The organism is Nocardia alba NBRC 108234 (genome assembly GCF_001612665.1).
GTDB lineage: Bacteria > Actinomycetota > Actinomycetes > Mycobacteriales > Mycobacteriaceae > Nocardia > Nocardia alba.
Genome location: NZ_BDAX01000002.1, coordinates 569,838 through 589,867 on the forward strand (window position 1 = coordinate 569,838; position 20,030 = coordinate 589,867).

21 protein-coding genes, 1 pseudogene and 1 riboswitch are annotated in these 20,030 nt (G+C 65.5%); of the genes and pseudogenes, 8 read left to right on the plus strand and 14 right to left on the minus strand.

Annotated elements, in window-relative coordinates; genetic code table 11:
- Nucleotides 1-103: 103 nt before the first annotated feature.
- The 6 genes from NA12_RS04360 to NA12_RS04385 all read right to left on the minus strand — a co-directional run bounded on the left by NA12_RS04360 (nucleotide 104) and on the right by NA12_RS04385 (nucleotide 6,576).
- Entirely contained in the window at nucleotides 104-2,296 is a 2,193-nt protein-coding gene (locus tag NA12_RS04360) for an ABC transporter ATP-binding protein/permease (RefSeq protein WP_067446170.1), read from the minus strand.
- Entirely contained in the window at nucleotides 2,293-3,267 is a 975-nt protein-coding gene (locus NA12_RS04365; protein ID WP_084472346.1) for an ABC transporter permease, read from the minus strand. The genes NA12_RS04360 and NA12_RS04365 overlap by 4 nt, the downstream gene beginning before the upstream one ends.
- 4 nt (nucleotides 3,268-3,271) lie before the next feature.
- Nucleotides 3,272-4,852, minus strand: coding sequence for an ABC transporter substrate-binding protein (locus tag NA12_RS04370; RefSeq protein ID WP_067446175.1), 1,581 nt, complete (start codon nucleotides 4,850-4,852; stop codon nucleotides 3,272-3,274).
- A 16-nt stretch (nucleotides 4,853-4,868) separates the two neighbouring features.
- A riboswitch (cobalamin riboswitch) is annotated at nucleotides 4,869-5,060 on the minus strand.
- A gap of 53 nt (nucleotides 5,061-5,113) precedes the next feature.
- Nucleotides 5,114-5,353, minus strand: a complete 240-nt coding sequence (locus NA12_RS04375; protein WP_067446178.1) for a hypothetical protein — start codon at nucleotides 5,351-5,353, stop codon at nucleotides 5,114-5,116.
- Nucleotides 5,353-5,715, minus strand: coding sequence for a hypothetical protein (locus tag NA12_RS04380; RefSeq protein WP_067446181.1), 363 nt, complete (start codon nucleotides 5,713-5,715; stop codon nucleotides 5,353-5,355). The genes NA12_RS04375 and NA12_RS04380 overlap by 1 nt, the downstream gene beginning before the upstream one ends.
- Before the next feature lie 291 nt (nucleotides 5,716-6,006).
- Complete coding sequence (locus NA12_RS04385) at nucleotides 6,007-6,576, minus strand: hypothetical protein (RefSeq protein WP_067446188.1); 570 nt, start codon at nucleotides 6,574-6,576, stop codon at nucleotides 6,007-6,009.
- A 1,046-nt stretch (nucleotides 6,577-7,622) separates the two neighbouring features.
- On the opposite strand from NA12_RS04385, the gene NA12_RS04390 reads away from it, so the two are divergent.
- The 4 genes from NA12_RS04390 to NA12_RS34945 are packed head-to-tail and all read left to right on the plus strand — an operon-like array spanning nucleotide 7,623 to nucleotide 9,158.
- Nucleotides 7,623-7,859 carry a hypothetical protein gene (locus NA12_RS04390; RefSeq protein ID WP_067446190.1) on the plus strand — a complete coding sequence of 79 codons (237 nt, stop codon included), beginning with the start codon at nucleotides 7,623-7,625 and terminating at the stop codon, nucleotides 7,857-7,859.
- A gap of 33 nt (nucleotides 7,860-7,892) precedes the next feature.
- Entirely contained in the window at nucleotides 7,893-8,528 is a 636-nt protein-coding gene (locus NA12_RS04395) for an LVIVD repeat-containing protein (RefSeq protein WP_067446195.1), read from the plus strand.
- On the plus strand, nucleotides 8,525-8,788 hold the full coding sequence (locus NA12_RS34940) for a DUF305 domain-containing protein (RefSeq protein WP_307188335.1): 264 nt from the start codon (nucleotides 8,525-8,527) through the stop codon (nucleotides 8,786-8,788). The genes NA12_RS04395 and NA12_RS34940 overlap by 4 nt, the downstream gene beginning before the upstream one ends.
- A gap of 55 nt (nucleotides 8,789-8,843) precedes the next feature.
- A complete protein-coding gene (locus NA12_RS34945; RefSeq protein ID WP_307188336.1) occupies nucleotides 8,844-9,158 on the plus strand; it encodes a DUF305 domain-containing protein in 315 nt (104 codons plus the stop codon).
- 175 nt (nucleotides 9,159-9,333) lie between these two features.
- Here the strand turns inward: NA12_RS34945 and NA12_RS04405 are convergent, their stop codons facing one another.
- Both NA12_RS04405 and NA12_RS04410 read right to left on the minus strand, forming a co-directional pair.
- Entirely contained in the window at nucleotides 9,334-10,575 is a 1,242-nt protein-coding gene (locus NA12_RS04405) for a TMEM143 family protein (protein WP_132369862.1), read from the minus strand.
- 325 nt (nucleotides 10,576-10,900) lie between these two features.
- Entirely contained in the window at nucleotides 10,901-11,845 is a 945-nt protein-coding gene (locus tag NA12_RS04410; RefSeq protein ID WP_067446199.1) for a hypothetical protein, read from the minus strand.
- Nucleotides 11,846-12,312: 467 nt separating this feature from the next.
- Between NA12_RS04410 and NA12_RS04415 the strand changes: the two genes are divergently transcribed.
- Together NA12_RS04415 and NA12_RS04420 are read left to right on the plus strand one after the other, a co-directional pair.
- Nucleotides 12,313-12,855, plus strand: a complete 543-nt coding sequence (locus NA12_RS04415; protein ID WP_132369863.1) for a hypothetical protein — start codon at nucleotides 12,313-12,315, stop codon at nucleotides 12,853-12,855.
- Between the two features lie 7 nt (nucleotides 12,856-12,862).
- Nucleotides 12,863-13,924, plus strand: coding sequence for a hypothetical protein (locus tag NA12_RS04420; protein WP_067446203.1), 1,062 nt, complete (start codon nucleotides 12,863-12,865; stop codon nucleotides 13,922-13,924).
- Here NA12_RS04420 and NA12_RS04425 read toward each other — a convergent pair.
- From NA12_RS04425 to NA12_RS33500, 4 genes and pseudogenes are all read right to left on the minus strand, one after another.
- Nucleotides 13,899-15,812 carry a sensor histidine kinase gene (locus NA12_RS04425; protein ID WP_132369864.1) on the minus strand — a complete coding sequence of 638 codons (1,914 nt, stop codon included), beginning with the start codon at nucleotides 15,810-15,812 and terminating at the stop codon, nucleotides 13,899-13,901. The genes NA12_RS04420 and NA12_RS04425 overlap by 26 nt on opposite strands.
- A 278-nt stretch (nucleotides 15,813-16,090) precedes the next feature.
- Nucleotides 16,091-16,759, minus strand: a complete 669-nt coding sequence (locus tag NA12_RS04430) for a response regulator transcription factor (protein WP_067446216.1) — start codon at nucleotides 16,757-16,759, stop codon at nucleotides 16,091-16,093.
- Between the two features lie 224 nt (nucleotides 16,760-16,983).
- Nucleotides 16,984-17,136: pseudogene (locus NA12_RS35000) on the minus strand (LuxR C-terminal-related transcriptional regulator); the annotation flags it as partial.
- 21 nt (nucleotides 17,137-17,157) lie between these two features.
- On the minus strand, nucleotides 17,158-17,415 hold the full coding sequence (locus tag NA12_RS33500; RefSeq protein ID WP_132369865.1) for a hypothetical protein: 258 nt from the start codon (nucleotides 17,413-17,415) through the stop codon (nucleotides 17,158-17,160).
- 369 nt (nucleotides 17,416-17,784) lie between these two features.
- Here NA12_RS33500 and NA12_RS04440 point away from each other — a divergent pair, with 369 nt between their 5' ends.
- Nucleotides 17,785-18,108 carry a hypothetical protein gene (locus NA12_RS04440; RefSeq protein WP_067446220.1) on the plus strand — a complete coding sequence of 108 codons (324 nt, stop codon included), beginning with the start codon at nucleotides 17,785-17,787 and terminating at the stop codon, nucleotides 18,106-18,108.
- Nucleotides 18,109-18,198: 90 nt separating this feature from the next.
- Here NA12_RS04440 and NA12_RS04445 read toward each other — a convergent pair whose 3' ends face one another.
- Complete coding sequence (locus NA12_RS04445; RefSeq protein ID WP_067446223.1) at nucleotides 18,199-18,894, minus strand: ATP-binding cassette domain-containing protein; 696 nt, start codon at nucleotides 18,892-18,894, stop codon at nucleotides 18,199-18,201.
- A gap of 505 nt (nucleotides 18,895-19,399) precedes the next feature.
- Entirely contained in the window at nucleotides 19,400-19,663 is a 264-nt protein-coding gene (locus NA12_RS35005) for a hypothetical protein (RefSeq protein ID WP_165914809.1), read from the minus strand.
- Nucleotides 19,664-19,745: 82 nt separating this feature from the next.
- On the opposite strand from NA12_RS35005, the gene NA12_RS33505 reads away from it, so the two are divergent.
- On the plus strand, nucleotides 19,746-19,913 hold the full coding sequence (locus NA12_RS33505) for a hypothetical protein (protein WP_157106376.1): 168 nt from the start codon (nucleotides 19,746-19,748) through the stop codon (nucleotides 19,911-19,913).
- The last annotated feature ends 117 nt before the right edge of the window (nucleotides 19,914-20,030 follow it).

Below are 20,030 nucleotides of genomic sequence, written 5' to 3' on the forward strand. Positions count from 1 at the left end.
CGCTCCTCAGTCGGTGCGGTCCCGCCGCCCTGGCGGCGCGGAGAAAACGCCAGCAACAACGGCTCGACCAGCTCCCGACGAATAGACGACGCCCCGGGCAGCCTCACACCCAATCGTCGGCTTCGGTCAGCGTCACCACCGAGTCGGCGAGACGGTCGATCACCTCACGCTGGTGGCTGATCACGATCAGCGCCATCCCATCGTGGCGCAACTCGTCGAGCAGATCCAGCACTACGGACTGCGTCGCTGGGTCGAGGGCCGAGGTGATCTCGTCGCATACGAGAACACGCGGCCGGGCGGCCAAGGCGCGAGCGATGGCCGCTCGTTGCTGTTGCCCGCCGGAGAGCCGGGAGGGGTGGTGTCGGGCGAGGCGCTCGTCGAGTCCGACTCCGTCCAAGAGCTCGCGGGCTTGCTCGCCCGCCGTGGAACGGTTCTGGCCGTGCAGCAGACGTAGCGGCCGGGCCACCTGAACACCCATGCGGTGCGCCGGGTTGAGGGAGGTCGCGGGGTTCTGGAAGATCAGTTGGATCGCCCCGCGATGGGCGTGCCGATCCGGGCCACCGTTCATTCGGATCCCCTCGAACTCGATGAATCCGCTTGCGGGCGTGTGCAATCCGGCCAGAGTCCGCGCGACCGTCGTCTTTCCGGTGCCGGACCTGCCCTCGATCGCCAGGCATTCTCCCGGACGAAGGGCGAACGACAGGTCCCGCACCACCGGCCGAGACCGATGGTGGCCGACTGTCAGATTCTCGACGCGCAGGATCGGCGATCCTGTTGTTCGCGAACCGGATACAGCGGTAGCCACGGCGGTGACCGATGGTCCGGCGGTCGCAGCGGTGACCGAGACCACGCGGCCCTGATCGAGTTCGACGACCTCGTCCACCAGAGAGGCCACGGTGGGCAGGTCGTGGGTGATCACCAGCAGCGCGGTGTCGCCCCGGATCTTTTCCAGCGTGGCGACCAGATGCGCTCTGGTCCGCTGGTCCAGACCGGTGGTCGGCTCGTCGAGGACCAGCAGCAGCGGATCACCCAGCATCGCCATCGCCAACAACACCCGCTGCTGCTGTCCGCCGGAGATCTGATGCGGGTAGCGCCGCCGGAATTCCCGATCGGCGGGCAGATCGACCTGTTCGAGCGCGCGGAGAACAGCGGCCCGACGATCGGGATTCGCGTTCGCCCGCGCGATCTCGTGTAGGGCGGTGCCGATCCGCAGCGCGGGATTCAGCGCGGTGGAGGGATCCTGCGGGACGTAACCGATACGGCGGGAGCCCGCGCGCCCTCCGATGCCGACGGTGCCCTCGGTGGAGAGCTCGGTGGGCAGCGCGCCGAGCAGGGCTAGCGCGAGGGTGGACTTGCCCGCACCCGAGGGTCCGACCAACGCCACCGCACGACCCGGCGCGATCCGCAGCGAAACATCCTCGAGTACAGCGTGTCCCGTCGAGTCGCGCACCGTGAGCCCGGAGACTGCAACCCCATCGGCATCGGTCGTGGCGGGCACCGCGCCGCGCGACCCGCGGACCTGGTCGAAGGCTCGGTCGGTGACCATGTTCACCGAGATCACCAGCACCATGACCAGCAGCGTCGGCGCGAGCACGGCCCAGGGCTGCATGACGAAACCCGCCCGGTTCTCGGTGATCATCAGCGCCCAGTCCGGCGACGGCGGGCGCATACCGAGACCGAGGAATCCGCTCACCGCGACCAGGGAGACGCTCGCCGAGATCCGCACCCCCAGATCGGCGAGCACCACGGCCCGCAGATTGGGCAGGACCTCGACCACGGCGATCCACCACAGCGATTCCCCACGGGCCCGCGCCGATTCGACATATCCGGTGTCGGCCAGTTCGAGGACGCCGGTGCGCACGATGCGCACGATCCACGGCACCGTCGTCACCGTCGCGGTGACCACGATCGAGGTGGGCCCGGTGCCGAGCACCGTGGCGATGACCGCGAGAAGCAGGAACCATGGCAGGACAACGACGGCGTCGACCGACGGCCTGATCCAGCGGTCATGGCCGCGGCGCAGTCCGGAGAGCAGGCCTAGCGTCAGGCCGAGACCGTAGGCGATCACCAGGGCGAGCCCGGCCAATGTCACCAGCGACAACCCACCGTGCAGCACCCGGGACAGGACGTCTCGGCCGACCACATCGGTCCCGAGCAGGTACCGGTCCGACGGCGGCTGGAACGGTCGCGCGACCACGGCGGTGGGCGCGTGCGGTGCGAAAAGCGGGCCGGTCACCACCAACAGCAGGACCAAGGCGATGACGACCGACCAGCCTGATCGCAACCGTGCCTTCACCCGCGACCACCCAGGACCGAGTGGCGGGCACGCGGACTCACCAGCAGGGTGGCCAGATCCGCGACCAGATAGACCGCGACCCCGACCGCCGCCAGCAGCACGGCGGTGGACTGCACGAACGGGAAATCACGCGCGGCGACCGCTCGCAACAGTTCCTGGGAGAGGCCGGGATAGCTGAACAGCGTCTCCACCACCGCGATGCCGCCGATCAATCCCACGACCGATCCCGCCAGCGGATGAATCGAGGCCGAGATCGCGTTGGGTGCCACGTGCCGGAGCATCAGTCGCATCCCGCCGATCCCGTTGAGGCGGGCGGTGCGAATGTAGTGACTCGCCATCACCTCGGCGGTCTGCGCCCGCACCATCCGCACGGGATGCGGCGAGAGTCCGATCAGCAGGCAGATCACCGGCAGCACCAGAATCTCGGGCCGATCCCACGCACTCGCGCCCGTCGGCAGCAGGGACACCGCGGGCAGTAGATGCAGCGACAACGACACCGTCGCCACCAGCAGCACACCGAAGACGAAGGAGGGCACCGATTCGGCGGCGATCGCGCTCATGCTGACCACCCGGTCCAGCAGCGAGCCCGCGCGGGCACCGGCCACCGTTCCGAGCGCGATCGCCAGCGGAATCAGCAGGGCGGCGGTCAGAAACGCCAGGGTGACACTGTTGACCAGCCGACCGGACAGCACGTCGCGCACCGGGCGTCCCGAGATCAGCGAGTCACCGAGATCTCCATGCAGGAAAGCGAATTGCCACTCGGCGAAGCGGACAACGGCCGGTCGGTCGAGACCTAGTTCGGCGCGCAGCGCGGCCAGCTGCTCCGGCGACGGGTCACCGCCGCCGCTCCGGGTCAGGGTGACCACGGCCGCGTCCGAATCCAGGACCTCGAACAGGCAGAACACGATCACCCCGACGACGAACACAACGAGCACCGCCGCGCCGAGGCGGCGGGCGATATAGCGGATCACCGAACTACGCCGAGAGCCAGGCGGACGCGTAGTTCGCCCAATCGTCGGTGCCCGGCACCCCGGCAGGCACCCCGCGCACCGACTTCTTGACAGCGTCGGGACTCTTGGCGAAGCCGAACAGGATGTAACCGCCCTCGTTCCAGAGTTCTTCTTGGAGAGCGCTGTACAGCTCGGTCCGGCGGCGCGGGTCCATCGCTGCCCTGGCCTGGGCGAAGGTGGCGTCCCAGCCCGGCCGCTTCCATCCGGTGCCGTTGCTCGGCGACGTGCTCGTCATAGTCTGGCCGTAGAAGTAGTCGAGGCTGTAGTTCCACCAGCCGAGGTGCGACAGCGCCGCCTTGCCGCTGACCTGCGTGAAGTAGGTGTCGGCGGGCACCGATTCCAGGCGAATCGTGATACCGGCCGCCTTGGCCTGTTCGGCGAACAGGGTCGCCGACTCCACCATGCCGGGCATCCCGTCGGCGGTCGGCAGGGTGACGGTGAGGTTCTCTTTTCCTGCCGCCCGCAACAGTTCCCGAGCGCGCTGCGGGTTGTAGGTGCGTTGCGGCAGCCGATCGTTGTAGAAGGGCGCTCCCTTGCCGTAGATGTCGTTCCCGATCTCGGCGTAGCCGTAGTACACCGAGTCGACGAGGGCCTGACGGTCCACCGCGAGGCGCATGGCCTCGCGGACCCGGGGATCGTCGAATGGCGCGGTGTCCACCCGCATCTGGAACGACGACATCAGCCCGGACGGCGGCACGATCACCGTGGTCGACGGGTCGCGCTCGAGCGACCGCGCCTGCAGGTGCGAGAGTTCGTGCACCACATCGGCTTCGCCGGAGAGGAAGGCGTTGACCCGCGCCTCGGTTTCGGCGATCTGGATCACCTCGACCTCGTCGAGGAAGACCTCGCCGCCCCAGTATTTCTCGTTGCGCTGCAGCAGAGTCCGGTCCCCCGGTGACCATCGGGCCAGCGCGAAAGGACCGGTACCGACAGGCAGGGTCTTGCCGTCGATGATGTCGGTGCCGTCCTTGACGATGTAGCAGTACCATCCCGCCAGCACGGAACCGAAGTCCGCCAGGGGCGTTTTCATCGCCACGACCACGCCGAGGTCGCCGTCGGCGCGGGTGCGCGTCATATCGACGTTGGACAGATCTCCCGAGGAGCTCCGGGAAGGATCGAGCATGCGCCGGAAACTCCACAGCACATCGCGGGCGGTGAGCGGAGACCCGTCGCTGAACACCACACCCGGCCGCAACCGGATCCGCCACTCACTTCCGTCAGCGTTGGGCTCGAGCGCCTCGGCCAGCCGGTACCGCAGGGTCAGATCATTGTTGTAGGCGACCAGTTTGTCCCACACGTTCTTCGAGACCGCGCCGCCGGCGGAGCTGCCCGCCTCGTGGGGGTCGAGCACGTCGACGGCGGCCGATCGACCCGCGATCACCGCCCGCAGCCGTCCGCCAGCGCGCGGGGGCCCGTCCGCTCCAGCGGCCGGGTCGGCGGCACCGCAGGCCGCCGATCCCAGTGCGCCGATCGCCATCAGGCCCAGTGCGCTCGCACGCAGAAACTCGCGGCGGCCCAGGGCCGTCCGCGCTGTGAAGTTGTCCATTCGCCATCCTCGTGGGGTGATCCCGTTGTCGCTGGCGCAGGTATCCTGGCTCCCGGATCAACGCTCCCCACCAGCCTTCCAACCTGGGCAGGTCGTGGCAGTAGACGGTGGGTCACTCCTCGGTGACAGTTGCGGGACAGCCCCGGATTCACACCGGTGTTCCCTGCACCAGGTTCGAAGACTACCGCCCGGCGGCAGAGGAACGGGCGCTCACATCACGGTCCGCGGGCCGGGCGACCGGCTCGGGCGACTCACACAAGGTCAGACGTGAGCGACTTCCCGCCGCTTCCGGATTTCCGCGTCGTTGCCCGCGAGAGGCCGACAGGCCAGTGTCAGTGCCGGTATCGCGGCGAGCAGACACCCGATCACCACCATCGAGTGCGAGCACCGACCGCCGCGAGCAGCCCCGCCGAGCAATCGGCTCACCGGGGCGACTGCCGCCCCGAGTGCTGTCCGCGCGGTGAACAGCGCCGCGAACTTGCGAGTGTCGAAGAGATCCATCACCGAGATCCACTTTGCGGCAAGATATTCCAGGACGGCGCCGCTGAGCATGCCCAGCGCGAAACGATCACCATGTCGACATCGACCACAATCGCGATCGGCCCTACCGCGATCACGCCGACGATCAGCAGCGGCGGGACAAGTCTCGGGGCCGTCGATACCCGGATCGTATGGATTCCGGCTGCCACGGCCCCGACCAGCGGCGCTGCCGCCAGCATCAGCCATCGGCTCTCGTGCTCGGTGCACTCGTGCAGAGCGGGTGCGCCGACCTGGGTCGCGGCACCCCAGCACAGCTGGAACAACAGCTCCGGGCATGCGACGAGCAAGAAGGCCGGATTCGAGACCAGCACGGCGGTGGCCACCGCTACCTACACTGCGCCCAGAGCACGGCGAACGCCCGCGCGACCGCACGCCGCACCGGAAAACGCGGCCCGGCCTACCGAACCGACATCGGCACGGCCTACGTCCACACCGTCATCGACGACCACTCCCGCGTCCGATGCCAAGCATCGGCCGCGACGGTGCTGACACCGGCCTCGTCGGCGTAGGCAATCAGTCGCGCGGTCCGCGCACCAGCAGTTCCGAGTTGAGCGGATCGAGAGTGCGGCGAGGCACGCACACGGCTCCATGAGCGTAAACCGGATTGTCTGTGGTCAGCGGTGCCAAATTCTCCACATCGCGAGACTGTCGTTGTAGGTCCGGACTCGCTCGACCGCGTCCAGGAGTTCGCGCCCCTCGGTCAGCTCGTAGAACAGCAGTAGCGAAGCGATGAATGCCGCATGACCGTCTGGTTGACCAGTGGGCGCGACGTAGCTACTGGCACCGACCTGCAGAAATGCCTCGGCCAAAGCGGGTTCACCGGTTTCGCATCCGAGCGATATCACGGCGCTCCCGGGTATCTGCAGGTGTTTCCTGACCTGGTCAGGGCCGATATTCCCTGCGAAGGGCTGGGCATCGGCGATTTCGCCGCCGAGCTCGGGGAGGTAAATCGAGCCGCTGTCACCGTGGCAGCACACGATCACATAAGGCGCGATCGGGCGGTTGCTACCCAGCGCGGCGATAACATGGCGTGCCTGGCCAACCGGCAGATAGTTGACCTGAATTCCTAGTTCTTCCAGCGCACTTCGCAGGGTCAGTGCTGAGCTGTCGCCGATGTCGAGTAAATCTACCTCGGTCCAGGCGAGCTTCCCGTTGACGACGTCTTCGATTCGCGAATTCGGCACCAGCCCAACACTACCGAGGTGAGCAAACAGGTCTGCGGATCGTGTGCGCTGACCCATTGAGACCAAGCCGCGACCCGCGCGTCCCGAAGCGTTCGGCGCAGTTCGGCGGAAGATCAATGGCCAGAAAGTATCTCGGCATCCATAACGCACGGTCGTGCCGATCTCAGAATGCGTCGAGAGCCGGCGTGTCGGCTGGCAATGTCGCGATCCCGCGGGTCGACGCAACCAATAGCCCGCACCCCGCCAAGACGTCCACATCAAGACCGCTGGCAACACTCGCGCACCAACCCCGGCCGGGCCGCGACCACGCCGCCAGGGTTAAAACTCAAGCTAGCGACTGTTCCGGATCCGCCGCCGCGGCACCAAAAGCTAACCAGCGCAAGACCACCAACCTTTACCGCTGCCCCGGGACCGGTCCGACGCTGCCCTGTTCGTGGGGCGGCTGCAACAGTGGCTGGTCGTGCTCGATGCCCACGACAGTGCCGCGGCCCGCGAGCTCCATCGTGCTGGTGACACCGGAACAAGCACCACTGGCTTTGTGATGTGATGTTTCAGGCCGTGAGCACAGGACAGGCATGCAAGGCGACGTCCCAGCCGCCGACCGCGGCAACGGCCGAAGCACTCAGGGCTACACCTGCAACATCACCCGCGTCGGAAGCTACGCCGGACACGGCGGCGGCGTGGTGTCGGCGGCCTTCGACACCTGCGGATACATCGGCAGCTTCATCCCCGGCAGCTTCGACGGCCCCGCGGGTCGGCGTTCAGGTGCTCGATGTCGCGGACCCCGCCAACCCGGTCCTCACCGGCGCTCTCACCGAACCCCCGATGCCGGCAGGCACCTGGGAGTCGTTGAAGGACAACACCGCCCGCAAACTCCTCGCCGCTACCGGCGCGCCCTTCCTGACCGGCGCGGGATTGATGTCGATCTACGACATCTCCGACGGTCGCCATCCACGACTGCTCAACGCCGGCGCGGGAAGCAACCTGTCGCTCCCGTTGTCGATCACCGCCAATGAAGGCGGCTTCTCCCCCGACGGCAACACCTATTGGTCCTCCGGCGTCGCCCCGGCCTGGTCAGCGCCATCGACCTGCGCGACCCCGCCCAACCGAAGGTCATCTGGCAGGACCTGCCCGGCCCGTCCATGCACGGCATTGGTTTCAGCCCCGACGGTAAACGCCTCTACCTCACCAACAACATGGTTGGCGTCACCATCATGGACATCTCCGCGGTCCAGCGCCGCGATTCCGACCCGGTGATCCCCGTCCTGTCGGAGACCACCTAGACCGACGGCTGGGCCACCCAGCACGCGATCCCCGTGACCTACGGCGACACCCCGTACCTGTTCGCGCCCGACGAAGCGGGCAGCGGCGGAGTCAAGCTCATCGACATCTCCGACGAGACCCGTCCACGAGTGGTCAACTCGATCAAACTCGAGATCAACCTTCCCGAAAACCTCGACACCGCACTGGCATCGAGCATGGGTGGGTCCATCTTCTCCTACGATCCCCACTATTACACCGCCGATCGTCGCGCCGACCCGACCGCGCTCGCTTGCGCATGGTTCGGCTCCGGTATCCGGGTCTTCGACGTCCGAGATCCTTTCCACGTCAAAGACATCGGCTACTACAACCCACTCGCGCGCAAGAACGACGTCGATCAGATCATCAACTCCGCGCACAAGACGATGTCGGTCATCGACGCACCCGTCCTCGGCGCGAACGCCCTGATGCAGGCCATCGCCGGTGGTGTGTTCGACCCCGGGCAAGCGCTGAGCTCACGCTCCGGTCAGCTCGTCTTCGGCGACATGTCCAGCGACTGGTGCACCTCCCCGCCCCACTGGCACGGAAACCAACTCTGGGTCAGCTGCAACGACAACACCTACTCCACCTTGGCACTCGGCCCCGCGGCCTACACCCCACCCGCCGACCAGCAGACGACTATCGGCTCATGAGCGTGCGACACTGCGTGACCGCAGCCGGACTCGCCGGCATGGTCGTCGTCGGCGCGGCAATCCGGCCGCTGTTGATCGACGACGCCGCCCCCACCCATCCGGTCCTGAACCCGGTCGAGGTCGGCCTTGCCCAGGACATGCTCGCCCACCACAGCCAGGCCCTGACGATGAACTCTCGCTTGGACCCCGGCGCCGACCCCGCCGTCACAGCGATCGCCCGCCGCATCGACACGTCCAACGCGGCGAGATCGGCCAGCTGACAGGCTGGCTGAGACTGGCGGGCCAACCCACGACCAACCGGCACCGATGTCCTGGATGCACCCAACCGGAACGCACGAACACCGACAGCCATCCGCGGACATCACCGTTCGGGCCACCTCGATGCCCGGCATGGCAACCCAGCAAGAACTCGACATCCTGTCCGCCGCCCGCGGCCAGGACGCGGATCTGGTCTTCCTCGGCCTGATGCAGCGTCACCACTTCGGCGGAATCCAGATGGCACGCGCCGCCGATCAACTCCTCGAGGGTGGTGTCGTCGAGCAGACCGCGCGCGAGATGATGAGCAGCCAAGGTCAGGAGGCCGGAATCATGGGCCTGCAAATCTCCGCGATCCACAGCCGCTCGGAATGACGGCAGCTCGGTGAGCCCGGTAACCGTCTGTTCCTTCGGGCGCACGCTCACCCCACGCGTGCGGGGATGACAGGTCGGCGTCGACCGGGCTGTCAGGTCATCGTGGTCCGGGCGGCCACGCTCCGCCAGCCGCAGGGTAAAACGCAGGTAGCGACGGTGCGGCCATCGACGACCGTCATGAGACCGACACGCGGACCGAGAACTGATCGTCCCAGTGCCTGTCGACACGAACGCGCGCCTCACCGAGTTCCAGCACGCGTAGTGTGCCATCGGCGTCCTCGATCAGCAGACCGAGCGCGCGCAGAGTGCGCAGACCGTCGGCGACCGCGAAGTCGAAGGAAGTCTCCCACCGGTCGCGGAACCAGTTCTCCACGCGGCGGTCGAGCTCGAGCCCGGTCAGCGGAGTCGGCGCGGTGCGCAGGAAATGGTAGGCCAGCACCGTTTCCTTGACCTCCGAATCCTCCGCCGCGGCCAGCAGCCGCCCGAACACTCCCGAATCGTTGTCGAGATTGCGGAAATACAGATGATCGGACAGGGTTTTCATCAGTTCTATCCGACGGTTCTTGAACTTGGTCAGCTGGCGAACCACATATCCGCCGAATGCCGCCGCGCCCACCCCGAGGGTGATCAGCGCGGTCCGGTCCAGCTGCACCGATTCCTCGCGCAGGCCCAGCCAGAACGCCGCCAGCAAGACGAGCAGTCCCAGTGAGCCGACGAGCTTGGTGACCAGCACAATGATCCCCGACACCACCGCGGGCACACCGATCAGCAGTTTGTCCACCGGACGCATCCTGACTCGGACACTCGGATAGAGCATCTCGAGATCGTTGCGCGGGACATTCTGGAACAGTTTCACCATCACCGTGCTCGCGGTCGGTTCCCGCGAACTCTCGGCGAAGGCGACATACACCAAAACCATGGAATAACTGGTGAATTCGATCCGGCGCCGCCGCAGCCCGAACAGCGAACGCACCGTCTCGCTCCGCTGCGCGATGCCACGCCGGAAGAAGAGAACCTTCTCGATATCGGTGTCGTCGACCTCGAGCCGGACCTTCATCAAGGCGTGTTCGGAGAAGGCGCGCTCGATCTCGTCTGCAGCGATGCGGGTGAAATCGGCCGCTTCGGCCAGCGCGATCAGTTCGCGCTCCACTGTCGCGCGAGCGGCCGCGCGATCGTCCGTGGTGGCGACACCGAGCACGCGGACGTCCTCGGCGGGATCGACGACCTGATAGGCGTCGAGCACCGCGCTGCCGCGCACGTGATAGCCGTAGTGCACAAGGGCCGAGAGCAGATGGGCGAACTCGCGGAACAGCTCACGTTCCCCCTCGGGCAGTTCGCGCGCACACAGCGAGATCACCGTGCCCGGCCGGAACGGCAGGAAGTTCTCGGGCTCATCCTGCGACGGCGATTCGATCAACTGCGTCAACTCCTCTCGGCGTGGCCGACGTAAGCGCCCCCGAATCCGGTGCCACACACAGTCCGCGGGGTCAGGCTGTCGCCGCGCCGGTCCATGGATGCTATCGATCCTCCGCCGATTCCGGGTGGCTGACCGCGACTACCGCGTCCGCTCGTAGCGGCGATCCGGGGGTTGGACGCGCAGGAACTGGGTCACGGAAGGTCGGCGTCCGATCGGCTCACCACGAGCGGCAGGAGTCCGGATACGCCGATCCACCAGCAGCGGAGAACGCCTGACGGTCGACGCCGCGGAGATACCGCACTGCCGCCGTTGATTCGGGCGAGACTCAAGTGTCTCGGATCTTGCGCACGATTCCCAGCCCCAGGTGAGCAACCACAGCGAACAGCGGTGGCCAGTACCAGCTGAATTGGCCACCGGTTTGCGCGAAGGCTTGGTACAGAAGTAGGACGAGCCCCCCGGCGAATCCCGCTATGCCGGCGGGCGAGATCACTTCCTCGCCATCCCGGTACGGGAACACAAGGCCGAGAACGCCGAGAGACACGATCATGGTTGGCAGCAGCACCGCCAGCAATGGATACAGGTCGCCCTCACGGTTCCTGCCAGCCCAGAAGAAGGTCGGGTAAACACCGGGGAACACGAACGCGATCACGTACGCCACCACCGGAGTGAGGGCCCACACCGGAATGGCCAAGACCATCAAGAGGGCCGTCGGCCCGATAATGCGGAGGGGACGATCCCATCGCTTGCGTCGAGCCATGTCGGCGGATCTCCGCTGGTACTCGACATTGTCAAGCGACCGAGGTTCACCGCGGACCTGCATGAGGGCTTCGGTCAGGGCATCTCCGCGCCGCTGAACTCTCACCTGGAAGTTGCGGCCGAGTTCGAACCTGACTCCGGAGGCGTCGCGTTCGACAATCTCATAGTCGGCGAAGTTCGGCCGGTCCATCGCGGAAAGGTGCCGATCCGACATGGGCGTCAGAGGATTCTCCAGCGACGCCACCACATCGACAACCAACGGAACCGTCGGACCAGACGCTCGAAAGTCTGCGCACACCAACGTTCCGTCGGCACGCAGCACATAGATCGAGCCGGCCTCCCAACTCCAGTCGCCACTTCGAGTGTCCCTAGCGCCTTCGTCGACGACCATCCCCAGCACCCAACCGCGCGTCCGATCGCCGGCATGTATGCCCGCGATCGATGCGGCAGTTCGGGCAGCCAGGTCCCGGATGCCGTCCGTATCGACCGTCGAGGATTCGTAATCTTCGCTCATCCGAGCACCTTCTGTTCAGCGGCCGTGACGCGAACGTTCCGACAGCCTGTTACTTCGGAATTGGTGGCGAGTCCGAGCATGACTCGCCACCAATACCACTGGGCTACTTCGATCCTTGGCCGTTGCACGCGCCGCAGTTCACCCAGTTACCCAGATCGCTGTGCCCACCCGAGCCATTGCACCGAGGACAGACAACGTCTCGAAGGAACTGCCAAACACCCATCATGACAACCTCTTTCAGTCGATGAGCCGGAGAGACCCGAGCTCGGACTCGACGAGTATGTGCCGCGTCGACCAGGCAGTGAAAGAGTCAATTTCTGGTGTCATCCGGACGCTCGCGGCAGCCGCGCTCATCGCGCCCGCGCCACCTGACGCTGAAAACTGAATCTGTTCGGAGGTGGACCCCGCGTTCAAGAATCTCCCTATCGGTTGATCGCCACGACATCGTGGCCATACACAAGGCGGCCATGACTACTACACCCGAAAACCTCAGCGACGCCGCACGACGCCGACAGCCCGTGCAGGCCGCCGAAGTCCGCAGTCCGAAAGTCCGCGGAGGGGGCAAGTTCGTCGCGGTCGCGGCTGTCACGGTAGGGACGGTCACGGCCATCATTCAGGCAGGTTTGCCGTTTCTGCTGGCTGTCCGGTTCGGCGGTGGAGGCGCACTGGGCAGCTCGATGCTGGTTATACACGGTTTCCTGAGCGTCGCCTGGCTCCTGATCCTGGTGGCGTTGACGGTGACGGTCCTGCGTGCCTCGACGACGACCGAGCTGGCATACGCCTCGTCGATTCCGACGAAATGCGGCGTCGTCGCGGCGACAATCGCCGCATTCTTCAGCACCGGGGTCAGTTTCGTCTATGGCTCCTACGGCGCACTGGCGTGGGTCACCGCCCTCATCGATCTGGCCAGCGTCGCGATGGTCGCCGGATCGACCATCGGATCAGCCCCAGCGTCCGCGCCGCCTCCCCTCAGCGCCCGGGGTCACTATGCCAACCAGCAGCGAACCTGAGGACCTCATGAACCTGACACGTCCAGCACCTTCGCGCACCGCGATCTTCGGTTTGGCCCTCACGCTCTCGATTCTCACTGCCTGTGACAGCACCAGCAGTCCGTCGAACAGCAGCACGAACCGCTCGCCATCGGCCTTTTCGTCGACGGTCGCGAAATCCGACGTAGGCAATGCTCATCCTTCAGGAATTCTGTATCTCCGCACCGAACAAGGCGACTCCGCGTCGCGACCATCCACCACACTGCGCGCGCTCGACCCGGCAACCGGCTCGACCGCTGTTGTCCGCGAGTTCGTGCACCCGACCAACGTCGCACCGTCGATCGACACGAACAAGGCCATCCGTGCACGAAACGGCTTCTCACCCGACCTGCAGCGCATGGCCGCAACGAAAACCGTTGGCAGCGACAACCATGTGGGCTGGATCGACGCCGCCAACACCTTCATCGACATCAGCGCACACAACGCCAGCACCAACAGCTTCGCGAACAAGCCCCAGGACACTTCTCCGACATTCGACGCAACTGGCGCCTTCTACTACCTCGACCTTGTCGCCAAAGCGGTCATGCGGGTACCAGCAGGAGCAAAGAACGCCGAGCTCGTTCGCACCGAAACATTCACCCCCACAGGCATACTTCGCGACAACCCGAAACTCTACGTGTCCCCCACCGGGACCGCCAGCGTCGCTCGTTCAGGCGGACAACACCTCTACGCCGAGCTCGACACGATCGGTTCCGGCGGCGAACTGGTCGATGACTGGCTCAGCAGTGACACATTCATCTCGCAGAAGGCGGAGAACCCACGCGGCAACCCGATCTACCGATGCACAACAACCCCTCCGCAACGAGCGCACATGCTCGATTGCGCCGACACACCGCTGACTCCCCGCGCGAGCGACCAAGACATCAGCACACCGGTCGCGAGTCCTGACAAGAGCCGAATCGCGTTCAGTGCCCGCCGTGATGGCACCACGAAGGTTTACGTCATCCCTGCGACAGGCGGCAGCCCGATCGAGATCGAGCGATTCCTCGTCACCAGCGACAGCGTTACGCTGATCCAGTGGCTGCCCTAGCTACCGATGCTGTTCTGGCAATAGAACGTCGCCGCGTTCCTTCCGGGGTTCGAGCAACGACGGTGGCCAGGAGGTCGCGGCCGGGCGGCCCGATTCGGACGATGAACTGCCCGGCCTCGGCGGCGGCGAGTTCCGTGGTGACAGCAGCGAACAGTTCTGTTCGAGTGTCGATCGGGCAATCGTCGGCACCGTGGTCGTCGTAGAGCAGGACTTCCACGCCGCGCTCACGAGCGAGGTGAATCGCCTGCGCGAGGACAGGTGTCGACAAGATCCCGCCACGCAACTCGTCTCGTAGCCGGGCTTCGAGCAGGATACTTGCCCGCCGCGCCCGGTCGGTCAAGGAGTCACTGTGCGCGATTTCGGTCAGGATCGGCCGGGCGATCAGATCGAACGCGCGCCGCCGTTGCCGACGTTCGGCAACGGCGGCGCGCGCGACAGATTCACGGCGCGCCAACTGAACGGACTCCTCGCGTAATTCGACGATGTGCTGCAGCCGCGGTCGAACAATCCGAGCGAACGCGGTGGCACCCACCATCGGAGCGAAGTCAGCGAGACGGCTCACCACCAACGGCACCGCGTCGAATCCTTCGTTCGCGGCCCAGACCGTGCACACCGCGACAACTCCGACTTGACCGCACCAGGCCATCGCGGGACGGCCACGCAGTATCAGCAGCGCGTAGATCGCAGCGGTCGCCGAGGCAGGCCACAGCTGCTCGGGCGAGTGCAGCGCCGCTGACCCCCACACAGCGACAGCCGTTCCCACCGGACCCAATGCCACACCGAGACCCACCCACCGCGACACCGGATCGTGCGCCGCCATCACGAACCACACAGCCATCGCGGAATAGCTCAGCAGCGCGATCACGGCAGCAATCCCCAGCGCACCATGTGTGCTCATCACTGCGAGCGCGGCGATTCCGACCAAATACGTTGCTGCGACCAGAACCGCTGACCTCGTCCGTATTCCGAGGAACTGCCGAATGTCTGGACCGCCTGCTGCAACGGGCCTTCGCCACGCCAGCTGTACCCGGGTACCTTCGCCCGGCGCCGACTCCACCGCGACGGTGCCGCCATCGATATGTTCGAGCTGTCGGATAGTTCCCCGGATGCCGAACCTGCCCGCGGGTGTCGCGGATGGGTCGAACCCTGGTCCGTCATCGCTAACGGTCACCCGGAATTCGCACGCTCCGACGACAGCATGAACCGAACACCGAACACCCGTATGGCTGTGGCGCACACTGTTGCGCACCGCCTCCGCGGCGCCGGTAACAGCGGCACGTACAGCGTCAGCATCCAGTTCGCTGTGCTCGGCGGTCATCACCGCCTCGACAACGATGGCGGGCGCCACCTCAGCGATCGCCGAACGAAGCGACTCGACCACCGCCTCGGCAGTGACGGGCCGGGCAGACGAAACCAGCGGCATCGCATCCATTTTCGCCAACGTGAACCGCGCCTCCCGGCGCGTCCGTTCGCTGTCCTGCAGCTGGACGGCGGCCAGTAACGTCGCGATGGCCCAATCGTGCACAACGTTATCGTGGATACGGCGCTGTGCCGCACGGGTTTCCGCTGCTGCGGTCGCCTCGGCTTGATGCAGGGTGGCGGTCCGCGTCCGGTCGAGCATCCGCGCGGTCCGAAGCCCTTCGAGCACCATCGCGACGAAGACCAGGGAGAACCCGAACGAGTAGAGCATTTCCAAGCCGAAGGCGAAATTTGCAGTGGAAGCTCGGTTTTGATTGAGAAGCTGTACTGCGCCGGTAGCGACAAGTAGGTACAGGACGGCAAACCACGACTGCCATGCCAAGGCTGCCGACATCGCGGCCAGTCCGGGCACAAATGACAGCCACAGCGATCCGGGCAAAGGCGTTCCGTTCCAGGCCAGCGGCCACAACAACGCCACACCGAGAAACATCGCGGGGACCGACATCGCGATCCTGCGCAGAGCCGCCACCGAGCGGGTCTGCGCCGACTGGAACAACAACACCGCCGGCGCCACCAGCACGGCCAAGACCGACGCGATCGTCCACCACCAGGCCACGAACGCCGAGTCAACGATGATGCGTGATGCCAGCAAGAGTGCGTAGGCGCCGAAGGCAACCGCGATCAGGCGGGCGAGCGACCGCAGTACCTGCTCATAGCTCGCGTGGGCCGATTCCCTTGCGGCACGGTTCATTTCCTCGCGCGCCACCATGGCCGCGGAACGATCCCATCGCGTTGCGCGGTCCGACGCAATTGCGTACGAGAAGCCACCGGTGACCCGGCCGCCGCGTACTTGGCCCGAATCCTCGTCAAGTACAGGTTGACAGTGTTCTTGCTGACGCCCATCAACTCTGCGACGTCGGCAGCGGACTCACCGGCGGCATACAGCGCCAGCGTCTCCTCTTCCCTCGGCGCCAGTCGCGGTCGTGACAAATCGGCGTCGATGGCTGTGGCCCAGTCGATGGTCCCGATCGGCTGGCCTGCAGCCGCGGACCGCATTGCAGCGCAAATCGCTCCCGCGGATTCGGATTTACGGATCACCCCGAGCACTCCGGCACGCGCCGCTTCGCGCGCCAAGTCTGGCCGGTCCCCTGTCGTGAGAACCAAGACCTTGTCGATCCCGGCCTGGTGAAGTTGTTCGACGTTGCCGCGCGGTGTCGAATCATCGTCCAACGACAGGTCCAGGATGACCATGTCGACCGGAATATTCAGTGCCAGTATGGCATTCACGGATCCTCCCGCCGCGACAACCTCCAGATCCGGTGCCGCGACCAAGGCCTGGCGTAGACCCTCGATCAGCAACTCATGGTCCTCGACAACCCCGATTCGAACACCCCGCGATTCCCCAGCACCGGTCATCGCCACATCATCTCAGCACCGAGCCGACCATACCTGCCACACAGGCGGATCCAATCCGGCTGGCGAGCCTTACCCCGCTGCCCGCCGCTACGAGCTGACGCTCCTCCATTAACCCCGGCGGCCGCCCGTAGAGACCCACTCCCTCCCGGCGGCCGCTGGACCCCAAACCACCTCCCGTAGGCCAGAACCGCAATGATCCGGTTCGATTCATGCTCTGTGATTCATCAGGGCGGCAAGCCCGTCACGACTGTTGGTCCCCGTGCGTTGGGAAGCCCGAAACAGGTGGCCTTCCACTGTCCGTACGAGGTGACGAGTTGTTCGGCGATCTGGCGGTTGGTCAAGCCTGCGGCGACCAGTGCGATGACCTCGCGCTGCCGCGGAGTTAGCGGGCTCGAGCACTACAGCGCACGCAGCGCGGGAGTAGCGGCGCCCGTCGACGCTGCGAGTCGTTCCGCGAAGGCCGCTGCGGTCAATCCTTGCCCACGTAATCCGTTGGCCCGCAGGATGTTCGCTGCTTGCGCTGCGGCGTCGGCAGCGGCGACCCGGTCTCCGAATTGCTCATAGCGGCAGGCGGCTCGATTCAGACCCTCGGCGTCACCGGCTTCCAGGGAGATGGCGTGCAGCGCAGCAGCCGCGACGCGTGGCCCTTCGACCATCGACGCGAGCTCGGAAAGTCGGTGTGCTTGGTCGCGGTCTCCGAACTGAACCGCAGTTTGGCGGCACAGAACTTCGTAGCCGAAAAACTCTTGTGCGCAAGCCATCTCAGCACCTTCGACAGCGAGGCAGATGGCGCGGCTGGTGACTCCGGCCGCAGCGCTGGCCCACGCCCGCGCCAAGAGGTGGACGTTGCGCGGACGCAGCGCTTCAGCGGCAGGCCCCGGTGACCGGTACTCGTGTCCGGCGCGGAGTCCAGGATCCCGTCGAGAGAACAGCGATCAACTTGCGTTAGCAAACCTTAAGCGCGAGAGAAGAATTGGCGTGCACTCTTCAAGAGCAAGTCACCCGAACGAACCAAAGGACACAGAATGAACAAGTCGACCAAATTCCTCGCCACCGGTATCGCCACCCTGATCGGCACCGGCCTGATCGGCGCATTGGCCGCACCGGCGAACGCGGAAACCAAGAGTTACTCCACTTCGGCGTTGTGCTCCTCCGCGTCGAAGAATATGGCCGCCGACTCCAAGCAGGCATACAGCCGCAATACCGCCAAGGTCCAGGAGCGGGACCGCACCAATCCCAAGGCGGGTGTCTCGCTGGAGCCCGTGTACACAGTGAGCGGTTGCACGAAGAACAACAACGGCAAGTACACCTTTACCTACAGCCCTGCACCCCGCCAGCACGGCGCGTGACATCCGTCTGATAGAGCGACAACCGTCGGTTCCGAGGTCATCGGAGTTCTCCACCGCACTCTGCAGCACTGGCTCCGAGCGGTTCCACGGTCAGCCCAGAGAGCCTCGAAAGTACATCTGCACCCGCGGATCCTCGGAGACAGACAGTTCCGCCATCGTTCCGGCCTCGAGGATCTGTCCTTTGCTCATGATCACCAGGCGATCGGCGTAGCCGGTGGCGGCGAGCAGGGGCAGGTCGTGGGTGATGACGAGCAGGGCCGCGCCGGTGTCGGCGTATTCACGCAGTGATTTCCACACACCGAAGGCGGTGCCCTGATCCAGGGAAGCGGTCGGGGCGTCCGCGACCAGGATGTCAGGGCCTGTGAGCAGAGCGGCAGCGATGGAGGCGCGCTGGATCTGGCCTGCGGAGTTGTGCTGCGGAAGAAGATTCAGAGCGTCGAACGGGTAGTGGGCGGCGGCACAGGCTTGCTCGACGGTCCAGGATCGGTATCGGAGTTCCAGCTGTTGAAGTTGAGCGCCCACAGTGCGGTCAGGGGTGAAGGCATCGATACCGTCCTGGGGGCTGTAGCCGACGTTGCCGTTGATCAGCACTTCGCCGGTGGTCCGGGCCGAGTCGGGCAGCCGACCGGTCAGGGCGTAGGCGATCATCGTCTTGCCGTCGCCGGGGCCGCCCAGTAGGGCGGTGATCTGCCGGGCGGGGACGCTCAGATCCACTTTCGTGATGACTGTGTCGCTCCAGCGGCCGGTGTCGATGTCGACGGTGAGGGAACGCAGTTCTGCTGCCACGCCTCTAGTGTCGTCGCGGCCCATCGGCGCCACATGACAATACGAGAACACCGCCACTTATCGCTGCGAGCCACAACGCGGACACCGTCGCCCTGCCGGCGTCCGGCAAACGTTCTTGGTCTCCACCGGTCAGCGCATCGTTGGCTGTCAGAATAGCGGTCGATTGTCCGTTCCCAATTGACCTGATGCAGGGGATGCGTCGTGAGCAGCGGTGCGCCCAGTATGTGGCAGACGATGGTCCAGGGCTCTTGCCGAATAGTTGACGCAACTTGGCGTGTTCGGCAGGTGTCAGAGACTCGATTCGAGGGTCAGTTCGGTCAGCCGGGTGACCATGGCCGGCGGAGCCGCTTGGGCGAGGCACGAGCTTGTCGTCCTCCAGTAGTGCCTGCTTTGAAGGCAACCCCGAGCACGGTGATCTGTCGACCGATAGGGGCTCTTAGCTGTCGCTGAATCGTTTCGACGACGTAGTCGACCCGCTGGATGTTGGAAGCAAGCGCTGCCGCGATCAGTGGCAGTCGCAGGCCCGCTGCAGTGGATTGGCGAATGAGCGGAGGTGTCCTTCGGCAGGCAGGGACCGCCCCCACCCCGGACCGGAGATCAAGTGGCCGACGCCTATCCGTCGGTCGCTAGCGAGAGTTTGTTCGATGTCATCGATATCGGCTCCAAGCGCATCACAGATGGTGGGGATCGAGTTGATGAATGAGACCTTGGTCGCGAGAACTGCGTTGGCGGCGTACCTCGTCGAGATGATGCATACGCGTGTACCCACCAGTTCGAGTGGGATGTAGTTCTGGCTTACGAACAGTCAAGTCCCGCCGAGCGACTGCAGTTCCCTCGCAGACGTTGACCACATGAGCACCGGACCCACCTTTCGCGATTGCGAATTATTGGCTGCAATGAAAATCTATCGGCGCGGCGGCGCGACGACACGCCGGGAGAAGGTCGTCGGCAAGTCACTCGGCACGCTGGTCGCGAAGCCGGTTGGATGCTCGGATCTCATGCCGGTGGTGGCCTGCTGACGCAGTAGCCGATCGAGTGTGTCCAAGCGACGCGACAGCGGCCGCCCCTTCGAGTCCGCACGCCACGACCGTACCCATCGAGGATGGGTGGCAGCCATCGACGCCGATAGCCTTCCC